Genomic DNA, 22386 nt, shown 5'->3' with positions numbered 1-22386 from the left:
GGAAAGATGCGCTCGATCAGAGCTTGTGCCAGGTCTGGCTCTTGCAGATCAGCCCGCCGAGCACGCAGCCGCTCATCTTGAGAGAGGTGCCCGACAATGTCGCCTTGCCCGAATAGGTCTTGTCGTTTGCCGGATCGGTGATGTTGCCGGCATATTTGTTGTCGCCCGTCGCCTTGAGCGAGCCGATGGTCTTGCCGGCATATTTGCCGGACTTGAGCGTGATGGAAAACGAGCCGCCGCCAGCGATGGCTGCGGTGTCGCCGGCCTGCGTCTTCCAATTGCCCTCGATCGGATCGGCCCAGGCCGCACCGGCCATGATCAATGTGGCCGCAAGGGCCAGGCTCACTCTTCGAAACATGTCTTCCTCCCTTTAGATGTCCGGCCGGATGCTCCGCCTCGGTCTGCCGCTTACGCAAACGTAAGCTAATCCAGCTCCCGGCAAAACAAAAGCGGTGCCGCAACGGAAGACTTTCGGATTTTGAAGGGCCCCGAATGCGCCTCCTGGCCAAGGAAATGAAACGATCGGCGCATCGCCTTTGTCTCCTGTGGTTAGCGAAGTCTTGAATTGGCATCGGGAAATTTTCGTCAAATTTGACGCAAGCAGGCTGAATTGCTGGCTTTGTATCCTTAACGAATTTCCGCGTTTACCTCTTGTTTTAGCTTTGTTTTCCTCAAATTAAGCACGCCATTTAACGACGGATTCAAGCCTGCACGGCATTCTCGAAAGCATCGGAAGAGCAGCCGCCAAGGACGAAAGAAGGCAGCTCTCGGGAGCCTGACAGGGGCCGGAAACAGGGGATTGAAATGGCACGTTTTGAAATGCTTGAAGCAGGTTTCGGCGCCATGGGGGCAACTGCCCAGGCCGACATCCTTTTCGAACTGGGCATGATGTATGCGACCGGCCGCGATTGCGAGACCGATGTCGTTGCCGCCCACAAATGGTTCAACATCGCCGCCATCAAGGGCTCGGCCCGCGCCGCGGAACTGCGCTCGGAACTGTCGGCGGCCATGTCGAAGGTCGAGATCGCCACGGCGCTTCGCGAAGCCCGCGAATGGATGACCATGCACTGAAATCTGCCAATCGCAGACAGGCCTATCGAAGACAGGGAAGCTCCGGGATCAAGGCCGCACAGACGGCCGGACCCGGCGAAATTGAAGGCCGCGCAAGACGGTCACGAGGGCAAGAGAAAGAACGCGGCAGGCCGCAAGGCCCAGTCGTGCGCGACACAGGGAAGCTGAGCGGGATTTTTAGGGGCGGGGCGCCTGGAGATTGCTCGACGGGCAAAAAAGCCACGACCAGCCGGAACAAGGCTGGCGTGGGTTTTTGCGTGGATGACGTCTTGCAGGCCCAATCGAGCGGCGCCAATGCGCCTAGACAGGCCGAATGAAGGATGAAATTGTCCCGCCTCTCTGGAAGAAGCGTGGCCGGGGCGGCCGCGCGTGAGTGGAGGAGTTCTACCATCATGAAAAAATTGAGTATTTTGAACGCGGCCATATTCGGCCTGATGATGAGCACGCCGGTCGCATTCGCCGACGATATCACCTTTGCGGTGATCGGCCCGATGACCGGACAGCTCGCCACCATCGGCGATCAGTTCAAGCAGGGCGCACAGGCCGCTGCCGATGCGATCAACGCCGCTGGCGGCGTCAACGGGTCGATGATCAAGCTTGATATCGAAGACGACCAGTGCGATCCCAAGCAGGCGGTGTCGGTTGCCAACCGCGTCGTCGCCGATGGCGTCAAGTTCATCGACGGCCATGCCTGCTCGGGTTCGAGCATTCCGGCCTCGGCCGTCTATGCCGAAGCCGGCGCGCTGATGATGAGCCCGGCTTCTTCCAACCCGGTGCTGACCGACGCGGCCGCCAAGGCCGGCTGGCCGACGATCATGCGCCTTTATACGCGTGACGATGCGCAGGGCGCCTTCATCGGCCCATGGATCGCCAAGAAGTTCGCCGGCAAGAATGTCGTCGTCCTGCACGACAAGAGCGCCTACGGACAGGGCGTGGCTGACGCCGTCAGGGCAACGATGAATGCCGGCGGCCTCAAGGAGGTCTACTATGACGGCATCAACGCTGGCGAGAAGGACTATTCGGCTCTCGTTACCAAGCTCAAGGACTTGAAAGCCGACGTCGTCTATTTCGGCGGCTACCATCCTGAAGCTGGCCTGATCCTGCGTCAGTCGGCGGAACAGAACCTGAAGTTCCAGCTGATCATGCCGGACTCCATCGCCTCGCCGGAATTCTGGCAGGTCGCTGGCCCGGCCGGCGAGGGCACCATGTTCGTCTTCCCGTCGGATCCGCAGGCAAAGCCGGAAGCCAAGGCAGCCGTCGAGAAGATCAAGGCCGGCGGTTTCGTGCCGGAGGGCTTCACGCTGTTCTCATACGCCACCATCCAGGCATTCGCCGAAGGCATCAAGCGTGCCGGCAGCGACGATCCGGCCAAGGTTGCCGAGGCGCTGAAGAACGGCACGCCGATCAGCACCGTCGTCGGTAATGTCACCTTCGACGAGAAGGGCGATCTCAAGAATGCCAGCTACGACATCAACCAGTGGCATGACGGAAAATATGCGCCGATCGCGCAGTAATCGCCGGCCCGGCGACTGAATAGCATAGGGAAATGGCCGGGGTCGTCCCCGGCCATTTTCTTGTTTGCCCTGTAGTCTGCCTTTCGAACCGTCAGCTGGCTACAGCGGCCGAAGCGGCTTGTTCCTCGACGAACCGTACCAGCACCGTCCCGTCGGTCACCTGCACGCCCTCGGTGGCGATCTCGGCGATCACGCCGTCATGCGGCGCGGCGATGGTGTGTTCCATCTTCATCGCCTCCAGGATCAGCAGCGGTTGACCCTTGATCACGGCATCGCCCTTTCCCACGCGCACCAGCTTGACCAGTCCCGGCATCGGCGCGCGCAGGCTGCCTGAACCCGCCGCTGCCTCGTCGGCTCGTGCGAGCGGGTCCGGCACCGTAAAGGTGTAGCCGACGGCGCCTTCGAACAGGGTGATGTGGCCTGGCCAGCGGGCGAGGCGTGGTGTTGAGCGAAAATCATGCGAATTGGTGTCGTCATAGGGCTTGTCCAGCGTCACCTGGAACCGCCCGTCATGCCGCACCGAAACTTTCGCCACGATTTCGTCTTCGCCAAACTTCAAACGTGTGCGTCGCGCCACGCTGTGGAAATGCGCATAACCGGCAAGCGACGACCACGGATCGTTGGGTGACGGCGATGCTCCGGCGCCGGAGGCCGCAACGGCCGCGGCAGCGATGGTTTCGCCGGTCGGCGGCGCGACCTCGGTCAGCGCCGTCTGGTGCCTGGCGATCAGGCTGGTGTCAACATCGCCTGCGGCGAAATCCGGATCGGCGGCGAGAGCGGCAAGAAAGGCGGTGTTGACGGTCGAGCCGGCGATCTCGGTCCGGGATAGCGCCGCGCCAAGCGCCTCCAGAGCCGCCTGCCTGTCCGTTGCGTGGACGACCAGCTTGGCAATCATCGGGTCGTAATAGGGCGAGATGGCGTCACCCGCTCGCACGCCAGTCTCGATGCGAATCGTGGCGCCTTGCGGGGCCGCATCCGGAAATTTCAGATGATGCAGCGTACCGGTCGCCGGCAGGAACCCTTTTGCCGCGTCCTCGGCATAGATGCGCGCCTCGAAGGCATGGCCGACGAGCGCGATCTCGCTTTGCGTCTTGGGCAGCTTTTCGCCTGACGCGACCCGCAACTGCCACTCGACCAGGTCGGTGCCGGTGACCATTTCGGTGACCGGGTGCTCGACCTGCAGACGGGTGTTCATCTCCATGAACCAGAAGCGGTCGGCCTTCAGGCCCTGCGAGGCATCGACGATGAACTCGATGGTGCCGGCGCCTGAATAATTGATCGCCTTGGCGGCCTTCACTGCCGCCTCCGTCATCGCCTTGCGCAAAGCGGGCGTCATGCCGGGCGCCGGCGATTCCTCGATCACCTTCTGGTGGCGGCGCTGCGCCGAGCAATCGCGCTCGTAGAGATGCACGACATTGCCCAAATTGTCGCCGAAGACCTGCACTTCGACATGGCGCGGCTTGTCGACATATTTTTCGACCAGCACACGGTCGTCGCCGAACGCGGCTTTCGCCTCGCGCCGTGCGCTGGACAACGCCTCGGAAAACTCATCGGGATGCTCGACCCGGCGCATGCCCTTGCCGCCGCCGCCGGCGCGCGCCTTGATCAGCACTGGATAGCCGATCTCGCGCGCCTTGGAGGCAAGCAGCACGATCTCCTGCGCCTCGCCATGATAGCCCGGCACGACCGGCACGCCGGCCTTTTCCATCAGCCGCTTGGCGGCGTCCTTCAGCCCCATGGCACGGATAGAGGCCGCGGATGGGCCGATGAAAATAAGCCCCGCCGCTGTCACCTGGTCGACGAAATCGGGATTTTCCGACAGGAAGCCGTAGCCGGGATGAATGGCTTGCGCACCCGTTGCCAGGGCCGCCGCGATGATCTTGTCGCCGCGCAGATAGCTTTCGCCGACGGGCGAGGCGCCGATATGCACCGCCTCGTCGGCCATCTCGACATGCAGGGATTTTGCGTCGGCATCCGAATAGATGGCGACGGTACGCACGCCCAGCTTCCGAGCCGTACGGATGACACGGCAAGCGATCTCGCCGCGGTTGGCGATCAGGATCTTGGCGAACATGGAGCCTCCGCATGTAAGGTTCGAAGTCCATGGGAAGCATGGCGCTTGAACACCCCCCTCTGACCGGCAGGACAGAGGGGGGTGCTGTCTCGCGAGCCTTTTAAGCCCTCGGAGTAAACCTCTCCCTTACCAGGGAAGTGCTCTACCTTGCGGTCGGCTGTACCTACTTCGAGGCCGCGATCTCGCAACTGCCGCCGGTCGTGACTTTGTAGTGGCCGCGGGTGGACTGACAGGATTTCATCGCCAACTCTTCGGCCGTCTTTTGAGATGGTGCGTTGAGGTGGCCGCCGCAAACTATGTACGACGACATTATCCGTGCGTAGGGAGTGGTTGCGTACGCTGAATGGCCACCGGCCGCGACATAGGCCTTGTAGGCCTTGGTGCAGGGATCCTTGGGATTTCGCGGCAGGTACGGCGGGAAACGCTTGTCTCCCTCGCTTCCCGCCAGTGAGCCGGCCATGCCCGCTCCGGATGCTGCGAACACCAGCAATACAGCCAATATCGCCATGGCTGTTCGCTTGGAATTCGTGGATTTCATTTTGTCTTCCCCAAGGAGAAAAACCGGGCGCTTTCCGGTCTATTTGGACGCGGCGATGCTGCAGGCGCCGGCGACGGTAACCTTGTATTTGCTTTTGCTGGCCTGACAGGATTTCAGTGCCAGTTCCGCCGCCGCCTTTTGTGACGATGCATTCAGCTTCACGCCGCAAACGAAGTACTCGGTCGCCGGAACGATTGGCGTCGCCGCGAAAGCCGAATGGCCTGCGGCTGCGAGATACGCTGCATAGGCCTTCCCGCAGCCCCCGGTGGTTCCTATAGGAATGGTCACCGGGTAGCGCACGTCGCCCTTGCTGCCTGCCAGCGATCCGGCCATGGCAGCGGTGGAGGCCGCCACCATCAGCAAGCCTGCCACTATGGGGGTGGCTGCTCGTTTGCAGGTCCCGGATTTCATTCTGCTTCCCCCATTCGCAAAAAAGTCTCGGCCGGTTGCTTATTTCGATGACGAGATTGCGCAGCCGCCACTCGCGGTCTTGAGCTTCCACCGTGTCAACCCGGCCTGGCAATTGCGCAGCGCCGTCTCTTCCGCCGCCTTCTGGGACGGCGCGTTGAGCTTCGTCCCGCAGATGATGTAGAGGTCGACAACGCGCGAATAAAAGGTTGTGGCGTAGGCCGAATGGCCGCTCGCCGCGACGTAACCCTTGTAGGCAACGTTGCATTCGCCCGAACCCAAGGTCGGCGGAAAACGCACGTCTCCCTTGCGTCCTGCGAGCGATTCCGCCGAGCTGATGCCGGTCGCCGTTAATATTAGAAATGCGGAAAGTATCGAAGCAGCCGTTCCCTGGCAATATTTCAGTTTCATTTCCAGCCCGTCCCCATTGCCCCATGCTGGATAAACAGTAGCGAATATTTTGTCCCCCCGCCAGTTCACTGTTTGAGATTCGAAGCCGCCTATACTGACCAATCGCTTGGTCCATACAGTTCAGCCTTTTCACACGGCAGCAACGGCCTGCCGGTATAGTTCCGCCGTTTGGCTGTCGAAGTTGACCGTCCATTCTCACATCCGAAACACGCCAAAGCGCGTGTCCTCGATTTCGGCGTTGAGCGCGGCCGACAGGCTGAGCGCCAGCACGTCTCGCGTCTTTGCAGGATCGATGATACCGTCGTCCCAGAGGCGTGCGGACGAATAGAGCGGATGGCCCTCATGCTCGTATTTCATCAGGATAGGCTTCTTGAATTTCGCCTCTTCCTCGGCGCTCCATTCTCCGCCCTTGCGCTCGATGCCTTCGCGTTTGACCATGGCAAGCACCGTTGCCGCCTGTTCGCCGCCCATCACCGAGATGCGGGCGTTCGGCCACATCCACAGGAAGCGCGGTGAATAGGCGCGGCCGCACATGCCGTAATTGCCGGCGCCGAACGAACCGCCGATGATGACAGTCACCTTCGGCACCCTGGCGGTGGCAACCGCCATCACCAGCTTGGCGCCATCCTTGGCGATGCCGCCTGCTTCATATTTTCGACCGACCATGAAGCCGGTGATGTTCTGCAGGAAGACCAATGGAATTTTGCGCTGGCAGCACAGTTCGATGAAGTGCGCGCCCTTCAGCGCGCTTTCGGAAAACAGCACGCCGTTGTTGGCGATGATGCCGACCGGCACGCCATGGAGATGGGCAAAGCCGGTGATCAGCGTGGTGCCGTAATTCTGCTTGAACTCGTCGAATTCGGAACCGTCGACGACGCGCGCGATGACCTCGCGCGCGTCATAGGGCTGGCGCAGGTCGGTCGGCACGATGCCATAAAGTTCATCCGCCGGATGAAGCGGCGGAATCGCTCTCCTAGAGTTCAGGCTTACAGTCTTGTTCCGATTCAGGTTCTTGACGATGCGCCGGCAGATGGCGAGGGCATGGTCGTCGTCCAGCGCATAGTGGTCGGCAACACCGGAAAGCCTGGTGTGCACATCCGCACCGCCGAGATCCTCGGCACTGACATCCTCGCCCGTCGCCGCCTTCACCAGCGGCGGGCCGCCGAGGAAGATGGTTGCCTGATTGCGCACCATGATCGTCTCGTCGGACATTGCCGGCACATAGGCGCCGCCCGCCGTGCACGAACCCATGACGCAGGCGATCTGCGGAATGCCTGATGCCGACATGTTGGCCTGGTTGTAGAAGATGCGGCCGAAATGCTCGCGGTCGGGAAACACCTCCTCCTGGTTGGGCAGATTGGCGCCGCCGCTGTCGACGAGGTAGATGCAGGGAAGATTGTTCTGCAGTGCGATCTCCTGCGCCCGCAAATGCTTCTTCACGGTCAGCGGATAATAGGTGCCGCCCTTCACGGTGGCGTCGTTGACGACGACCATCACCTCGGTGCCTTCGACGCGGCCGATGCCGGCGATCATGCCGGCCGAAGAGATCTCCTCGCCATACATCGACCATGCCGCGAACTGGCCGATCTCGAGGAAGGGTGAGCCGACATCCAGCAATTGCGCAAGGCGCTCGCGCGGCAGAAGCTTGCCGCGCGAGACATGGCGCTCACGCGCTTCCTCCGAACCGCCGAGCTCGACGGTGGCGGCCTTTTCCGCAATGTCGGCGACCAGCGCCCGCATGCGCTCGGCGTTGGCACGGAAGGTTTCGGAGGAGGGGGAGATCTGGGTTTGCAACGTGGCCATACCTACACCCCCTCCGCCATGATCTCGCGGCCGATCAGCCAGCGGCGGATTTCGCTGGTGCCGGCGCCGATCTCGTAGAGCTTGGCATCGCGCAACAGGCGGCCGGTTGGATAGTCGTTGATGTAGCCGTTGCCGCCAAGCAGCTGGATGGCGTCGAGCGCCATCAGCGTCGCCTTCTCGGCGGCAAACAGCACGCAGCCGGCGGCATCCTTGCGCGTCGTCTGGCCACGATCGCAGGCGGCGGCGACGGCATAGACATAGGCGCGCGCGGCATTCAGCGTCGTGTACATGTCGGCCAGCTTGCCCTGCACCAGTTGGAACTCGCCGATCGCCTGTCCGAACTGCTTGCGCTCATGCACATAGGGGATTGCCACGTCGAGGCACGCCGCCATCAGGCCGATCGGGCCGCCGGCAAGCACCGTGCGCTCATAGTCTAGGCCAGACATCAGCACTTCGACGCCGCGCCCTTCCTCATGCAGCACGTTGTCGAAGGGCACCTCGACATCCCTAAACACCAGCTCGCCGGTGTTGGAGCCGCGCATGCCGAGCTTGTCGAGCTTTTGCGCCACGGAAAATCCGGCAAAAGCCTTCTCGACGATGAAGGCGGTGATGCCGCGCGATTTCTGGTCCGGATCCGTCTTGGCATAGACCACCAGCGTCTCGGCGTCCGGCCCGTTGGTGATCCACATCTTGGTGCCGTTGAGCACGTAGCGGTCATTGCGCTTTTCGGCGCGCAGCTTCAGCGAGACGACGTCCGAGCCGGCGCCGGATTCCGACATCGCCAGCGCGCCGACTCGCTCGCCCGAGCACAGCGGCGGCAGGTATTTTTCCTTCTGCGCCTGCGTCGCCCAGCGGTTGATCTGGTTGACGCAGAGGTTGGAATGGGCACCGTAGGAGAGGCCGACCGAGGCCGAAGCGCGCGAAATCTCCTCGACGGCGATCACATGGGCGAGATAGCCCATGCCGCTGCCGCCGAAATCGGGGTCGGCGGTGATGCCGAGCAGGCCGAGCGCACCGAATTCGCCCCACAGATGCGCCGGGAATTCGTTCGAGCGATCGATGTCGGCGGCGATCGGCGCGATCCGGTCCTGGGCAAAGCGCCGCACCATGTCGCGCAGCGCCTCGATCTCTTCGTCATGCCCGAAGCTGAGCGTGTTGGTGTACATTTTTCTCCTCCCTGCGCATGACCTCGAAAATCGACTTTGATTTCGGAAAGGGATCATGCGCGAATCAAAATGCTGCAGCGTCCTTTGCGCGTCCGAAGGGACGCGCGGCGCCGTAGGCGTCGATCTTCGCGCCGACGAGCCGCATTGTCATTGAAAGATATGTTGTGGTCACTTCAGCGATCGACAGCCGTTCGCCCGGCCGAAACCAGACGATGACGCCGGTCATCATCTGGATCAGCGCCATGGCGGTCAGCCCGGTGTCGTCGATGCTGAAGGTGCCCGTCTCGGCGCCGTCGCGCAGGATGGTGCGCAGCTCCTTCTCGTAGGCAGTGCGCATGCGCAGGATCTGCGTCAGCCTTTCCGGCGACAGGCTGCGCAATTCCATGTTCGACACATGCGTGGCGTGCCGTCGCTCGATGTGGAAAGTGATGTGGTTTTCGACATAGGCCGAAAGCCGCTGCACGGGATCCGCATTAACCGGGCGAGCTGTTTCCCACGCTTCGGTCAAACCTTCCATGTGCTCGCGCATCAGCGTGAACAGAAGCTCTTCCTTGGTCGGAAAGTAGCGGTAGAGTGCGGCCGCCTGTACGCCGACCTCGGCGGCGAGCTGTCGCATCGACATCGCCTCGTAGCCAAAACGCGCGATCAGATTGACCGCCGCCTCACGAATGGTCGCTTCGGTCTTTTCGCCATCAGACCCGGCGGTGCGTGCCATGTCAGCTCCTCTGCGGAGCAATAATAAAACGAACGTTTAATTAATTCAAGGCGCTCAATCCAAATCCGCCTTCATGCCACGATTCTGAACCCAACAGAGGCGTTGTCTGCCTCCAACTCCTCGACGTCGACCTTGGAAACCAAAGCCCCGGCCGGCCCTTTCCAGAGGCGCTCGATCATTGTCGAGACCTCCTCATCGAGGCCTGCGATCTCGGCCGTTACGGACCCGTCCGCTTCATTGCAAACCCAGCCCGCAAGACCAAGGCCCGTGGCCTCATCCCGGGCCCAGGCTCTGAAGCCGACGCCTTGCACGTTACCGTAGACGCGTGCGTGCACTTTCCTGCGATGACCAGCCATGAATCTCTCCAAGCCTGTCTCGTTTTGAATCTGGCGCACGGCCTGAGGAATGCAACCTGCGCGCGGACGCAATAGCTGGGCCTTCCGGCTTTAGCTGGCCTTCTGGCCTTGAATTTAATTGACTCAGTCCACTAATTTAGGAAAATGGAACTGCTTTATTAGGAGCTGGCCGCAAATGTTGGACGAACGCAACGCATTGGTGGCCGATGTCCGGCGCTTCAATCGCTTCTACACGCGCACTGTCGGCCTTCTCGACGAGACGCTGACACAAAGTGCATTCACTTTGACCGAGGCGCGCGTGCTGTTCGAACTGGGTCACCGCAGCAACCCGGCTTCCGCCGAAATCGCCGGCGAGCGAGGTTTCCTGGTTGGGGCTTTTCGGCTCGAGAATGGCCCGGCGGCCTCCGAAATATCGAGACAATTGCGTGTCGATGCCGCCTATCTGACGCGGATCCTGCGCAAGTTCGCGGGCCAGGGGCTGACCGAGGCCAGAACGGACCCGGCTGACCGGCGCCGAAGGGTCCTCTCGCTGACCGCAAGGGGCGAGGCAGCGCTTGCCAGGCTGCAGGCGGCGGCCGATCGGGATACGGCGCGGCTGATCGAAAGCGTACCCGACGACAGGTTGCATGAACTGCGCAGCGCCTTGCGCAAGGCGGGGGAATTGCTGGGTGATCCCACCCGTGAAAGCGGCGAGGTGACGTTGCGGCCGCACCGCGTCGGCGATGTCGGCTGGGTCGTGCAGCGCCAGGCCCAACTTTATGCCGAGGAATATGGCTGGACGATCGAGTTCGAGGCCATGCTCGCCGAGATCGGCGCCGATTTCATTCGCAATTTCGTGCCCGGCCGCGATTTCTGCTGGATCGCCGAGCGCGGTGGTCAGCCGGTCGGCGCGGTGTTCCTGGTTCATCAGGATGATAAGGTGGCCAAGCTGAGAATGCTGCATGTCGAGGCGTCGGCGCGCGGCTTCGGCATCGGCAAACGACTGGTGGCGGAATGCGTGAACCAGGCCCGGGCTTGCGGCTACGCCAAGCTAGTTCTGTGGACCAACGACATCCTCGTTGCGGCGCGCGCGATCTACGAACGTGCCGGCTTCAGGCTGGTCTCGCAGGAGCACCACCGCAGCTTCGGCAAGGATCTGACCGGCCAGACCTGGGAAATGGATTTGTAGGCGGCTTTTGCTGCCGGTTGCGCGCCAGCGGTATCCTAATTACCCCGCGCTGCCGCCAAAGCACCGGGAAGTTCCTCGGCAAAAATGTCGAGCTCGTGATCGAGGCCGACGCTGACGCGGATGCAGCGGTCGAGCCGTGGCACCATCGGCTTGCGGATGAAGACGTCGCGTGACAGCAGGGCTTGCAGAACTTTCAGCGCGAAGGCGCCATCGCCGCAGCAATCGATGGTGACGAAATTGGTCGCCGACGCCAGTGGCTTCAGCCCGTTCGCCTCGGCAATGCCGGCGATGCGTCGGCGGCCGGCCGCGACCCGCGCCACCACGCTTTGCAGATAGTGCTGATCGGCGAGCGCCTCGACGCCGGCGATCTGCGCCATGCGGCTGACGCCGTAATGGTTGCGGATCTTCTCGAAGTCGCGGATCACCTGGGCCTCAGCGATCGCATAGCCGCAGCGTATGCCCGCCAGCCCGTACGCCTTCGAGAAGGTGCGCATGCGGATGACGTTTGGCCTGGAGATATCGATCGGCGGCAGCGCCGAGGCCGGCCCGAGTTCGCCATAGGCCTCGTCGAGCACCAGCATGGTGGTTTCCGGCAGCGCCTCGATGAAGCGGATGATCTCGCTCGCCTCCCACCAACTGCCCATCGGATTGTCGGGGTTGGAGAGATAGACCAGCGGGGCCTTGTCCCTGTGCACCGCCGCCAGCAGGCCATCCAGGCTTTCCCGGTCGTTCTCGTAAGGGACCGTCACCAGTCGTCCGCCGACACCGGCGATGTGGAAGTTGAAGGTCGGATAAGCGCCGAGCGAGGTGACCACAGCATCGCCGGGCGCCACATACATGCGTGCCACCAGGGCGAGCAGGCCATCTATGCCTTCGCCGACAACGACGTTCTCTGCTTTTACGCCGTGATGCGCGGCTACCGCCACCTTCAGATCGTGATTGTCGGGATCGCAATACATCCACATGTCGCCGGCGATCTCGGCCATGCGGGCGATGACGCGCGGCGAGGGACCAAAGCTGCTCTCATTGGCGCCGATGCGGGCGCGAAAAGCGCGGCCACGCTCGCGCTCCTGCGCTTCGGGGCCGACAAACGGCACCGTCGAGGGAAGCGCTGCGATGAGCGGCATGAGGGGAGGGCGCTGATGCATGGTGGAAGCTCGCTTGAAAGGGCCTTCTTGCTAGCGCGCCGGATGGGTCGGTGCAAGTTGCCGCTGGGCAGATCCGTAACGCTGGATTCTTTCGGCCGCTTTTGCTAGCGAGACGTGATGAACAACCGTCTGCCGCCTGCCTGGTCAAAGCACCTCAAGGTCCAAACCGGGCCGAAACCCAAATTCCCGCAGCCAAATCTGCGCAACGCAAATTCGCTTTCGCCTGCGCAGGCAGACGATGCGTTGCTGGAGCAGGCGTATCAGTTTCAGCAGGCCAAGCGGCTTAACGAGGCTCAGGACCTATGCCTTCGGGTGCTGGCGCGCACGCCTAACCATCCGCTCGCCCTGTATATTTTGGGGACCGTGTGCCTGGGCTACGACGATGAGGCGGCCTTGCGATATTTCGCACGAGCGATCGGCGAGGAACCAAAAAACCCCTACTACCACCTTGGTTTGGCTTCGGCCTATGTGAAGGTCAGTGAATATTCACCGGCAATCGAGCATATGCAGTATGCCTTGGAGTTGCAGCCAGGTCTCATCGAAGCGCTTTGTGCATTGGGGGACGCTTATATCCAGTTTGATAAACCCGACATGGCTTTGCCGCTCTATGAGAAGGCGCTGAAGATCAACCGCGATCATCCCAAAGTGCGGATAGGACTGGCCAGCGCGCTCAGCAGCCTGGGGCGCATGGACGAGGCCGCCGCCTTTCTTAAAGAAGCAATCGAACGTCGCATCGCAATGCCGACTGCCTACAACGACCTTGTACAGACGCAAAAGTTCACCGAAGAGCCAAAGGAACTACAATCCATCGTTGGTGAACTCGGCAATCCCAAGCTTGATCTGGACGGCGTAGAGAAGCTCCATCTGGCGGCCGGCAAGGTGCTGAACGACCTCAAGCGCTATAAGGATGCATTCGGCCATTTCAACAAGGCCAAACAGGCCTCGGGCCGCTACTTCGATATCGACCAATACCGTCGGTGGGTAGATTCACTGATTGAGACCTTCACGCCTGAGATGCTGGCTGCCAGGTCGGGTTACGGAAATCCTTCGGAAGTTCCTGTGTTCGTGGTCGGCATGCCGCGCTCGGGAACGACACTCACGGAACAAATTTGCGCAAGTCATCCCGATGTCCATGGCGCAGGGGAACTAAGCAAACTCAGAAGAGTCGCGAATGCGATCGACCTCAGAAAGTCATCGGCCGGGAGGCTAAACCATGCGATGGCGTCGATCACAGAACACCTGTCCGGAACACTGGCCGAAGAGCACCTGACCTATCTGAGGGAGCGAGCGCCTGCCGCGCTTCGGATCGTGGATAAGATGCCTCATAATTTTGAGCTGATCGGTCTTATCGCCGTTCTCTTTCCCAACGCGCGAATCATTCATTGCCGTCGTGACGCCATCGACAATTGCGTCTCTTGTTTTGTCCAGAAATTCGGCGAGGGGCACAGCTACAACACCGACCTGAAGACACTCGGCCTGTACTATCGAGAATATGACCGCCTGATGCAGCATTGGAACGAGGTTTTCCCGAACCTGATCTTCGAAAATCAGTACGAGACGCTGGTCGACGATCAGGAAGCGCAGTCACGCCGCCTCATCGATTACCTTGGGCTGCCCTGGGATGACGCCTGCCTGCGCTTTTTCGACAGGGATGGTTCGGTCAACACACCCAGTCGCTGGCAGGTTCGCCAACCGATCTACAAATCGTCGGTCAAGCGCTGGAAGAATTATGAAGGCGAGATCCAGCCACTCATCGATGCTTTGGGCGACTTGGCGGACACGTAACTCAGACCAGTCCTGCGTTCCGCTCATGCGCGCACGTCTCCTCGATTTGGTTGGCACTGCTGAGAAATAGAGCTGAAGAAGCTTACGGATGCGCGTGATTCCGCACCCGATGATCCCAACACAATCGCTCGGTTGGTCAATTGATTCTGCTGGTCGACACGCTCGAAGTGCTTGGCGCGAAAACTCACGCACTGCCGGACTGCCGGAGCTGCCGGGGCTCGGCTTCGTCGGCTGGCTATTGTCGCTCGCAAACCTTCAAGAAGTGCAGGGGCTCGGTCTCGGGGCGGCTCAACTGCATTTGACGAGTCTCTCGGAACCCGGCGTAAAAAACCCGGCGGTTGCCCGCCGGGTTTTCGATTTCGACAAGTCGAAATATATTAGAACGAGCGCTGGAAGCGGAGGAGGCCGCCGATGCTGTTCTTCTTGTCGGCCGGTGTGAACGATGGGTTAACATAGTTGACATCGCCAAATCGGCCTGCATGGAGGTAGTCGACTTCGGCCGTGACCGTGAAGCCCGGCACAACGTCGTAAGCGATGTTCGCGGCAACGCCGACGTTCTTCCAATCGTCAGCAGACACCTGAGCGTTGAACGAGGTTTTTTCGTTGAACTTGTAGGTGCCACCGCCCCACACTGCCCAATTGCCACCCCACATCTTGTAGAAGCCGCGACCGTTGGCGTCGACATGATTGCTGAGGTTATCGTTGAGATTGTCGTCCGAACCGTAGCCGCCCATGATGAACAGCGAGAGTTCGTTGGAGACGTTCACATCCAGGCGAACCTTGCCGGCCACTTCTTCGTAATTGCTGTCATAGGCGACGACACCGGTGATGGCGCCCCAGCCCTGCGTGTACTTCACGCCGCCGACGACATGCGGAACATAGCTGTCGATCGTGTCATTGGCGTTACCTTCTTCCAGCGAGACCACTGCCGAGAAGCCGTTGCCGGCGTCGAAGTAGTACTGGACGACGTTGGTGTCGAAATCGCCGTAGGGAACGAGCGTGTCGTTGATGACGTTGCCGGCGTAGCCGACGAACGTATCGAAGGCCGATTCGTCCTTACCGACGCGCAGGCCGCCGAGCTGGATCCAGGCGAAGTTCAGCGAGACGTCCCGGTTGTGGGCGGCGTTGACGTCCTCGAAGGCGTTGTCGTCGCCGAAGTTGAAGCGGGTCTCGGTGTAGGTCTTCAAGGTGCCGAGTTCGGTTTCCTGGCCTGTCCAGGTCTTCAGCGTGAAGCGGGTATTCTTCAGCCAGGTATTGTGGTCATCACCATCCTGGTGATCCGCGGCTTTTGCACCATCGAACGAACCGAGGTCGCCACCGCCGATGTCATAACGGACATAGCCGCCGACGCGCAGGCAGGTCTCGGTGCCGGGGATGTAGAAGTAGCCAGCGCCGTAGACGTCGCAAATCTTGACGTATTCAGCGGGTTCCGGCTCGGCGACGACGACGGCGTCGGCGGCGCGCGCACCGGAAACTGCGATCAGGGCCGCAGCGGAGCCGAGGAGAAGGCTCTTAATGTTCATTTTCTGACCTCCAGTCAGAATCGAGAACGGAGGTCGGTAAAACCCAGCTCTCATGTATTTTTTTCTTTATATTTCAGATGGATAGATAAAAAGGCCTTCAGCGGGGCTCTGTCCGCCAAAGCCGTTTACTGGCGAAAGCCTTGCCCGATCCGGTCTTGAAATATCGCTCGAACTGCCGTGCGTTGGTCTCGGTTTCGACCGCGATATAGGTCTTCAGGGCTACAGGCAGATAGGCTCTGGTCGAAGTCACATAGCCTGATTGATGCGATTCGAACCGGCGTCGAAGGTCGTTTGTCGACCCGACATAGACATCGCCATTATGAAGCTGCAGGAAATACACGTACCACATGGTCCCCGTACGCTACTTCGTAGCTTCGGGCGACACTCCCACGCCGATGCGGTTCCGGGTGGCCTGCCACCCGAAGCCCGCAGGGCGTAGGGTGGCGGAGAGGATGGGATTCGAACCCACGAGAAGCTTTTGACCTCTACTCCCTTAGCAGGGGAGCGCCTTCGACCACTCGGCCACCTCTCCGTTGCGCCGCTGGATAAAGAAAAGCGCCGGCACAATCAACAAGCCCGCATCATTATATGCAAAAATAAGAAGGCGCCGAACCGCGACCCCCATGGATGTGGCGGTTCTGCGGTTGTTTCCTGGCTAGCGACTCGGGAATTCGCCATGATTCCGTCGGCCCATCGCCGGATTCGCCGGCAAACAAGGGAGTGCGGCGGCCTGATGGTTAACGAGAGCTTTCTGAGTGAGGCCAAATCGTGTCATTTGTGCAACAACGCCGGGGGATAGCAGCCAGGCAGCCCTTTCACCGGTACGATCGTGGTTGAACCTCGCCGCCTCATGGGTAATGTCGATTTCGAAGGAGCGGCGCGGTGCGCATCTTTTTCGGTAGTGGGGATGGGGCAGGGAACGCTGTCCTTCAGCAAAGAATACCCAGACCCGTTTTTTAACTTTTGACTGGAGGTCAGAAAATGAACATTAAGAGCCTTCTCCTCGGCTCCGCTGCGGCCCTGATCGCAGTTTCCGGTGCGCGCGCCGCCGACGCCGTCGTCGTCGCCGAGCCGGAACCCGCTGAATACGTCAAGATTTGCGACGTCTACGGCGCTGGCTACTTCTACATCCCCGGCACCGAGACCTGCCTGCGCATCGGCGGCTATATCCGTTATGACATCGGTGGCGGCGACGTCGGCTCGTTCGATGGTGCAAGAAGCGCAGATCATCAGGACATCGGTGAGAGCAACGACACCTGGCGCAAGAGAGCCCGCTTCACGCTGAAGACCTGGACCGGTCAGGAAACCGAACTCGGCACCTTGAAGACCTACACCGAGACCCGCTTCAATTTCAGCAACACCCAACGCGATACGAGCCCGTTCATCAATGCTGCTGGCAACGAGCCTGTTTCGCTGAACTTCGCCTGGATCCAGCTCGGTGGCCTGCGCGTCGGTAAGGACGAATCGGCCTTCGATACGTTCGTCGGCTACGCCGGCAACGTCATCCAGGATACGCTGGTTCCCTATGGCGGCTTCGACACCAACGTCATCCAGTATTACTTCGATGCTGGCAACGGCTTCTCGGCTGTGGTTTCACTCGAAGAAGGCTATGGCGCCTACACGATCGACAGCTATGTTCCGCATGTCGTCGGCGGTGTGAAGTGGACGCAGGGCTGGGGTGCAATCACCGGCGTTGTTTCGTATGACAGCAACTACGAAGAAGTCGCCACCAAGGTTCGCTTGGACGTGAACGCGACGAACGAGCTGACGCTGTTCATCATGGGCGGTTACGGCACCGACGACAACTACACCGACGCAAGCTTGAATTTCCCTGCTGGTGGTCGCGGCATGTACAAGCAGTGGAGCGGCAATTGGGCACTGTGGGGCGGTGGCACCTACAAGTTCAACGAGAAGACCTCGTTCAACGCTCAGGTGTCATATGACGAGGGCAAGAACCTCGGCATCGCGGCGAACATCGCCTACGACGTGGTTCCTGGCTTCACGGTTACGGCCGAAGTCGATTACCTTAATGTCGGCAACGACACCGTGTCCAACTGGACCCATGCCGACAAGAAGAGCAACATCGGCGGTATCCTCCGCTTCCAGCGCTCGTTCTAAGGGCTGGTTCCTTACAGGTGAAATCCAGCCCGGGCGCGCAAACGCCCGGGCTGTTTTTGTTTCGTGACTGGATCAAGGCAAACGGAAGGATGGGGGTAACGGTAGCTGAATAAATCCGTGGGGTGGTTTCGTGGGATCCGCTGATGGGCGGATGAAATCACAACTGCGTGATTAAAATCTCTTGAAAGGACGCTTCCAAGCGGGTAGGGCTGACCTATCCCACTCGGGGGTGTGGCAAATGATGACGAACGAAGCGATTCAAGAGGGCGAGTCCTCTGATCATTTTTCGATGTTTTCTTCTCAAAGTCCGAAGATTCGATACACCTACAACAAGATTAGAGAAGTAAAATCGCATCGGGTCGGAGATCTTTTTTCAGCATATCGGGACATATTATGGGATGATGGGCGGCATAAGTATAATGTCAGCTCGTTCATCGGCGAAATAGACGAGATTCTCCTTGGTGAGCGTTTCAGCGCCTTTGACCAAAGTACCCTGGACAACCTTATCGGCACCCTGCGCCAGCGCGGCAACAGCAACGCAACCATCAATCGAAAGATGGCTGCCCTCAGCAAACTGCTGCGCAAGGCTCACAAGATGGGAGATATCCACAGCCTGCCCGAGTTCCGCCGCCAGAAGGAGCGGGCGGGTCGGATTCGCTTCCTCGAAAGGGACGAAGAGGCGCGCCTGTTCGCCGCCATCAAGAGCCGCAGCGAGGATGCCTACAGGCTTTCCGTTTTCCTGGTCGACACCGGATGCCGTCTCGGCGAGGCGCTTGGGCTGATCTGGAACGATATCCAGGAGCATCGCGTCTCCTTCTGGATCACCAAATCCGGCCGCAGCCGCACCATTCCGATGACCGAGCGGGTCAAGGAGGTCATCAAGCTGCCTCCCACCGAGGGTCGTCGGCCCAAAGGACCGTTCACCAAGCTCAGCCAGGCACAGTTCCGTGCCATCTGGAACGACGCGAAGGCCGAAGTCGGCCTCGGCGCCGACGATCAGGTGGTGCCGCACATATTGCGCCATACCTGCGCCTCGCGTCTTGTCCAGGGCGGCATCGACATCAGGCGCGTGCAGATGTGGCTCGGCCACCAAACGCTGTCGATGACGATGCGCTACGCGCATCTGGCCACCAACGATCTCGATGGCTGTGTCATCGTGCTGGAAACGCCTCGATCGACTCAGCCGGGCGGCAATTGCGCTGAAGGCCCCATGTTTTCTTCGCCCGTGACGACGCCTTCGTCGCCGACGGCAGAGCGGAAAAAGAGGGACGGGGCAGCCGCCGCCGCTAAGGAGTCGCCGAAAGCGACTCGGAAAAGTTCAAAAGCCAAGTAGGCTGAAGAAACTTGCCTATACTATCATAGCTATCCCGTGACCTTGTTCGGTCATGGGATTTACTTCAGGATATTCTTCCGCTCGGCCTGATCGAGAAAAGCGCCTATGTCGCCCGGTAGGCTGCCGGTCTCGAGGAACGGCGCATGGCCCTGACCCTCGACGGTGATCGTCTCCATCATGGAATGGCGCTCTCTCATCTGCTTGAGCGTGTCTGTGGACAGCAATCTCGAATTAACGCCCCGTATGGTGAGCAGAGGAATCGCGGCCAACGCCTCGAATTGCGGCCATAGGTCAGGCAGCTTCTGCGTCAGATCGAGACTGGCAACGGTATCCACCAGCTTCGGATCGAAATCCGGCACCAGCCCACCATCCGTTTCGCGGTAGAGAGCCCATACCATCCGATCCCAATCGGCGCCGGCAAGAGCGGAGAAGTCTTCGCCATGCACGCTGCGCTGGGCGGCCGCCGCCTGTGTGCGGGTTTTCGGTGCCGGGTCGCGCTCGAGATAAGACTGGATATGGGCAAGTCCGGCCGTCTCGATCATCGGTCCGATGTCGTTGAAAACAATGGCTTTCAGGACGGATGGCCGCATCGTCCCGAGCACATGGATGATCAATCCCCCGCGCGAGGTGCCGATGAAGGCCGCTTCTCCGATGTTCAGCGCCGCCAGCCCGGCGAGAATGTCGCCGGCCTCCACGCCGACATTGTAATTTTTGACGTCGGGATCATAAGCTGACTGCCCGCGCCCGCGGTAGTCGAAGGCGATGACCTTTCGTGGAGTTGCCGCATGCGTCGACAGATAGAGCGCCAGCTCGTGAAAATCCCTGGCATTGCGGGTCAGGCCAGGCAGGCAGACAACCGGCCAGGGTCCGGAATTGGCCTCGCCATAGACGCGCGCATGGAGTTTTAACCCGTCCGGTGCGCTGTAGAAGAAGTCGGAAAAAAGCTGCTCGCTTGCCATCGGAATGTGCGACCTCGCTGTATCAATCTGGACAGCTACAGGCGAGGGCAGGGATGGTCAATAAAAGGCGCTCTTGCCTTCTCCCACAAGTGGAGAAGGACAGAAAGGCTCAACTCCGCCCGTTCACCAGATCCCCGACAATGTCGTATTCGCCGGAAATACGCATCTTGTAGACCTCGTAATTCTCCATCACTCGCTGAACGTAACTTCTTGTTTCCGTGTAGGGAATCCGCTCGATCCAGTCGACGACCGCGTCGATGTCCTTGCCGCGCGGGTCGCCATATCTGCCCACCCACTGCCTGGCCCGGTTGGGGCCGGCATTGTAGCCGGCGAAGGTCAGCACGTAGGAGCCGTTGAAGCGGTCGAGCTGTTCGCCGAGGAAGGCCGAACCAAGCGTCGCGTTGTAGCCGGCATCGGTGGTCAGCCGTGTTTGCGAAAACTGCAGCCCGGCCTTCTTCGCCAATTGCCTTGCGGTTCCCGGCATCAGCTGCAGCAGCCCGCGCGCGCCGGCGCTCGACACGGCGCCGATGTTGAATTCGCTTTCCTGGCGGGCGATCGCATAGGCCAGCGCCTTGCCTGAGCCGGAAATGTCGGCCGAATCGGGAATGACGCCGAGCGGATGCGACAATGCGCCGACATCAATGCCGCGCGCCCCGGCGATCTTGCCGATTTTCAGCGCCATGAAATGGTTCCCTTGCTTTTCGGCAAGGACAGCGAGCAGCGCCAGTTCGCCTGGACTGGTCAACTGCCCGGCAAGGTCGCGATAGAGCGTCTCGGCATAGCGGTCGTAGCCCGCCTCCTGCAGCCGCTTGATGGCGCTGACGGCCTCGCGGCCGGCAAAGTTCTGCCGGTCGGCTGCGCTTGGCGAGGGATAGACGATGTTGAGCGCCTGCCGGCCGACACGTTCGGCGGCAAGCTGGCCGTAGAATGTCGTGCCGTAGGCAGCGGCGCGCGCAAAATAATCCTTGGCGTTGCCCGGGCCGCCGACTTCGGCGGCACGGCCGAGCCAGTAATACGCGCGCGACAGCGTCATCGGCCCTTGGGCAAGGTCGGCGATGCGAGCGAAATGCGTTGCGGCAAGCTTGGGGTCGTTCAGGCCGCGCAACGCGTACCAGCCGGCATGGAATTCGGCGTCGGCCGCATTGGTGGCACTTTCGGCAGCGTGTGTAGCGACGATCTTGTACGCGGCCTTCATGTCGCCCTGGTCGACCAGTTCACGCGACAGCACCCGGCGCTCGACCCACCAGGCATCCGGATCGACCAGAGCTTCGCGATCGGTCGGTGCCTGCATCACAATGGCTGCAGCGCCGGCAAAATCCTCCTGCTTGCGCAAATATTCGGCCTGCGCGAAGAAGTAGCCGGCCGAACGTTGCATTGCCGGCACGGCCTTCAGCAGCTTGGGCGCGTTCTTGTCGCCTTTGTCGGCCGCCGCCCATGCATCGGCGAGCTGCTGGGCGCCGGCGAGGCCGGCGACGCGCAGCGCGGAATTCGCGCGGTCGGCATAGAACATGCGCTCCATGCGAAAGCGGTGGTCCGCGGCCGGGATCAGGCTGCCGAATTCCTTGATCAGCGCCGCCTCGTCCTTGGCCTCCAGGATCGCGGTGCGCCAGAAGGGCGACAGCACGGAACGCGCCGCCTTGGTATTGCTGGACGCCACATAGGCGCGGGCGAGAACCATCACGCCTTCGAATGTCTGCGGCTGGCTGCCATCGAACGCCCTGATGACGATGTCGGGGGCAGGGTTCTCTCGATAGAGCGCGCGCTCGCTGTTCTTGCGCAGGGCTACGGTCCCCGGCCAGTTGGGCAGCATCTTGGCCGCAGCAGTGATATCGTCGCTCGGAACCTTGTCGCCGCCATAAAGCGCGATCGCCCAGGCAAGGATATGCTGGTCGAGCGACTGCGCCGGAAGGGCATCGCGCACGCCACGAGCGCGGAGACTATCACCCCGCGCCAACGCATCCAGTCCGCTTTTCAGAGGGGCGACGTCGGGCAAGGGCGCCTGTCGCGTTCTGTCCTGCAGGTCTGGCAGCGCAATTGCCGCGCCTGGAATCGGAATGGCTGAGGTGACCCGTGCGTCCACGCTGCCGCTGATCGCCATGCCCGGCATCAGCGCGAGCGCGGCGCCAAGCAGCGCGAGAAGGTGAGGCCGACCGCCCGGCATGATCCCTAAATCTTTCCTTGTCCTGGCATTCCACAAGCTGGCGAAGATGCCTCGAAGCCTAAACTTAGGTCGTGAAGAGCCCGTAAACAAAGAGTTAGCGAGGCCGTTCGAATTGCGCTTGCTGGCACCATGGCA

Annotated in this window: 20 protein-coding genes and 1 tRNA gene; 6 read left to right on the top strand and 15 right to left on the bottom strand. The window is 60.9% G+C overall.

The window, feature by feature from the left end:
* Positions 1 to 16: 16 nt before the first annotated feature.
* Positions 17 to 358 carry a DUF2147 domain-containing protein gene (locus MESCI_RS24315; RefSeq protein WP_013532615.1) on the bottom strand — a complete coding sequence of 114 codons (342 nt, stop codon included), beginning with the start codon at positions 356 to 358 and terminating at the stop codon, positions 17 to 19.
* Positions 359 to 804: 446 nt separating this feature from the next.
* Between MESCI_RS24315 and MESCI_RS24310 the strand changes: the two genes are divergently transcribed.
* Together MESCI_RS24310 and MESCI_RS24305 are read left to right on the top strand one after the other, a co-directional pair.
* The gene (locus tag MESCI_RS24310; RefSeq protein WP_013532614.1) at positions 805 to 1071 is read left to right on the top strand and encodes an SEL1-like repeat protein; all 267 of its coding nucleotides are present in this window, start codon (positions 805 to 807) and stop codon (positions 1069 to 1071) included.
* 392 nt (positions 1072 to 1463) lie between these two features.
* Positions 1464 to 2585 (top strand): ABC transporter substrate-binding protein, encoded by a 1122-nt coding sequence (locus MESCI_RS24305; RefSeq protein ID WP_013532613.1) that lies wholly within the window; start codon positions 1464 to 1466, stop codon positions 2583 to 2585.
* 91 nt (positions 2586 to 2676) lie between these two features.
* On the opposite strand, the gene MESCI_RS24300 is transcribed toward MESCI_RS24305, so the two are convergent.
* The 8 genes from MESCI_RS24300 to MESCI_RS24265 form a co-directional block, all read right to left on the bottom strand.
* Positions 2677 to 4659 (bottom strand): acetyl/propionyl/methylcrotonyl-CoA carboxylase subunit alpha, encoded by a 1983-nt coding sequence (locus MESCI_RS24300; protein WP_013532612.1) that lies wholly within the window; start codon positions 4657 to 4659, stop codon positions 2677 to 2679.
* Between the two features lie 163 nt (positions 4660 to 4822).
* On the bottom strand, positions 4823 to 5197 hold the full coding sequence (locus MESCI_RS24295) for a hypothetical protein (protein ID WP_024505729.1): 375 nt from the start codon (positions 5195 to 5197) through the stop codon (positions 4823 to 4825).
* A 39-nt stretch (positions 5198 to 5236) separates the two neighbouring features.
* The gene (locus MESCI_RS24290) at positions 5237 to 5608 is read right to left on the bottom strand and encodes a hypothetical protein (RefSeq protein WP_013532610.1); all 372 of its coding nucleotides are present in this window, start codon (positions 5606 to 5608) and stop codon (positions 5237 to 5239) included.
* 39 nt (positions 5609 to 5647) lie between these two features.
* Positions 5648 to 6118, bottom strand: coding sequence for a hypothetical protein (locus tag MESCI_RS24285; protein ID WP_318011939.1), 471 nt, complete (start codon positions 6116 to 6118; stop codon positions 5648 to 5650).
* A 93-nt stretch (positions 6119 to 6211) separates the two neighbouring features.
* Positions 6212 to 7819: a carboxyl transferase domain-containing protein gene (locus MESCI_RS24280; protein ID WP_013532608.1), complete on the bottom strand. Its 1608-nt coding sequence runs from the start codon at positions 7817 to 7819 to the stop codon at positions 6212 to 6214.
* Between the two features lie 2 nt (positions 7820 to 7821).
* Complete coding sequence (locus tag MESCI_RS24275) at positions 7822 to 8985, bottom strand: isovaleryl-CoA dehydrogenase (protein WP_013532607.1); 1164 nt, start codon at positions 8983 to 8985, stop codon at positions 7822 to 7824.
* Between the two features lie 64 nt (positions 8986 to 9049).
* Complete coding sequence (locus MESCI_RS24270; RefSeq protein ID WP_013532606.1) at positions 9050 to 9700, bottom strand: TetR/AcrR family transcriptional regulator; 651 nt, start codon at positions 9698 to 9700, stop codon at positions 9050 to 9052.
* Positions 9701 to 9771: 71 nt separating this feature from the next.
* Entirely contained in the window at positions 9772 to 10056 is a 285-nt protein-coding gene (locus tag MESCI_RS24265) for an acylphosphatase (RefSeq protein ID WP_013532605.1), read from the bottom strand.
* A 175-nt stretch (positions 10057 to 10231) separates the two neighbouring features.
* Here MESCI_RS24265 and MESCI_RS24260 point away from each other — a divergent pair, with 175 nt between their 5' ends.
* Positions 10232 to 11224 carry a bifunctional helix-turn-helix transcriptional regulator/GNAT family N-acetyltransferase gene (locus MESCI_RS24260; protein ID WP_013532604.1) on the top strand — a complete coding sequence of 331 codons (993 nt, stop codon included), beginning with the start codon at positions 10232 to 10234 and terminating at the stop codon, positions 11222 to 11224.
* A 35-nt stretch (positions 11225 to 11259) separates the two neighbouring features.
* Here the strand turns inward: MESCI_RS24260 and MESCI_RS24255 are convergent, their stop codons facing one another.
* Positions 11260 to 12372 carry a pyridoxal phosphate-dependent aminotransferase gene (locus tag MESCI_RS24255; protein WP_013532603.1) on the bottom strand — a complete coding sequence of 371 codons (1113 nt, stop codon included), beginning with the start codon at positions 12370 to 12372 and terminating at the stop codon, positions 11260 to 11262.
* A 117-nt stretch (positions 12373 to 12489) separates the two neighbouring features.
* Between MESCI_RS24255 and MESCI_RS24250 the strand changes: the two genes are divergently transcribed.
* Positions 12490 to 14157, top strand: coding sequence for a tetratricopeptide repeat-containing sulfotransferase family protein (locus tag MESCI_RS24250; protein ID WP_013532602.1), 1668 nt, complete (start codon positions 12490 to 12492; stop codon positions 14155 to 14157).
* A 377-nt stretch (positions 14158 to 14534) separates the two neighbouring features.
* Here MESCI_RS24250 and MESCI_RS24245 read toward each other — a convergent pair whose 3' ends face one another.
* From MESCI_RS24245 to MESCI_RS24235, 3 genes are all read right to left on the bottom strand, one after another.
* Positions 14535 to 15680, bottom strand: a complete 1146-nt coding sequence (locus MESCI_RS24245) for a porin (RefSeq protein ID WP_013532601.1) — start codon at positions 15678 to 15680, stop codon at positions 14535 to 14537.
* Positions 15681 to 15777: 97 nt separating this feature from the next.
* Positions 15778 to 16029, bottom strand: coding sequence for a GIY-YIG nuclease family protein (locus MESCI_RS24240; protein ID WP_013532600.1), 252 nt, complete (start codon positions 16027 to 16029; stop codon positions 15778 to 15780).
* A gap of 92 nt (positions 16030 to 16121) precedes the next feature.
* A tRNA-Ser gene (locus MESCI_RS24235) sits at positions 16122 to 16212 on the bottom strand.
* 449 nt (positions 16213 to 16661) lie between these two features.
* On the opposite strand from MESCI_RS24235, the gene MESCI_RS24230 reads away from it, so the two are divergent.
* Together MESCI_RS24230 and MESCI_RS24225 are read left to right on the top strand one after the other, a co-directional pair.
* Entirely contained in the window at positions 16662 to 17798 is a 1137-nt protein-coding gene (locus tag MESCI_RS24230; protein WP_013532599.1) for a porin, read from the top strand.
* Between the two features lie 238 nt (positions 17799 to 18036).
* A complete protein-coding gene (locus MESCI_RS24225) occupies positions 18037 to 19131 on the top strand; it encodes a tyrosine-type recombinase/integrase (protein WP_013532598.1) in 1095 nt (364 codons plus the stop codon).
* 59 nt (positions 19132 to 19190) lie between these two features.
* Here MESCI_RS24225 and MESCI_RS24220 read toward each other — a convergent pair whose 3' ends face one another.
* Complete coding sequence (locus MESCI_RS24220; protein ID WP_013532597.1) at positions 19191 to 20090, bottom strand: alpha/beta fold hydrolase; 900 nt, start codon at positions 20088 to 20090, stop codon at positions 19191 to 19193.
* A 109-nt stretch (positions 20091 to 20199) separates the two neighbouring features.
* Complete coding sequence (locus MESCI_RS24215; RefSeq protein ID WP_013532596.1) at positions 20200 to 22251, bottom strand: lytic transglycosylase domain-containing protein; 2052 nt, start codon at positions 22249 to 22251, stop codon at positions 20200 to 20202.
* Positions 22252 to 22386 lie beyond the last annotated feature (135 nt).

Source organism: Mesorhizobium ciceri biovar biserrulae WSM1271 (assembly GCF_000185905.1).
In the GTDB taxonomy this organism is placed as follows: Bacteria; Pseudomonadota; Alphaproteobacteria; order Rhizobiales; family Rhizobiaceae; genus Mesorhizobium; species Mesorhizobium ciceri.
This window is presented reverse-complemented; position numbering and strand designations above follow the sequence as displayed.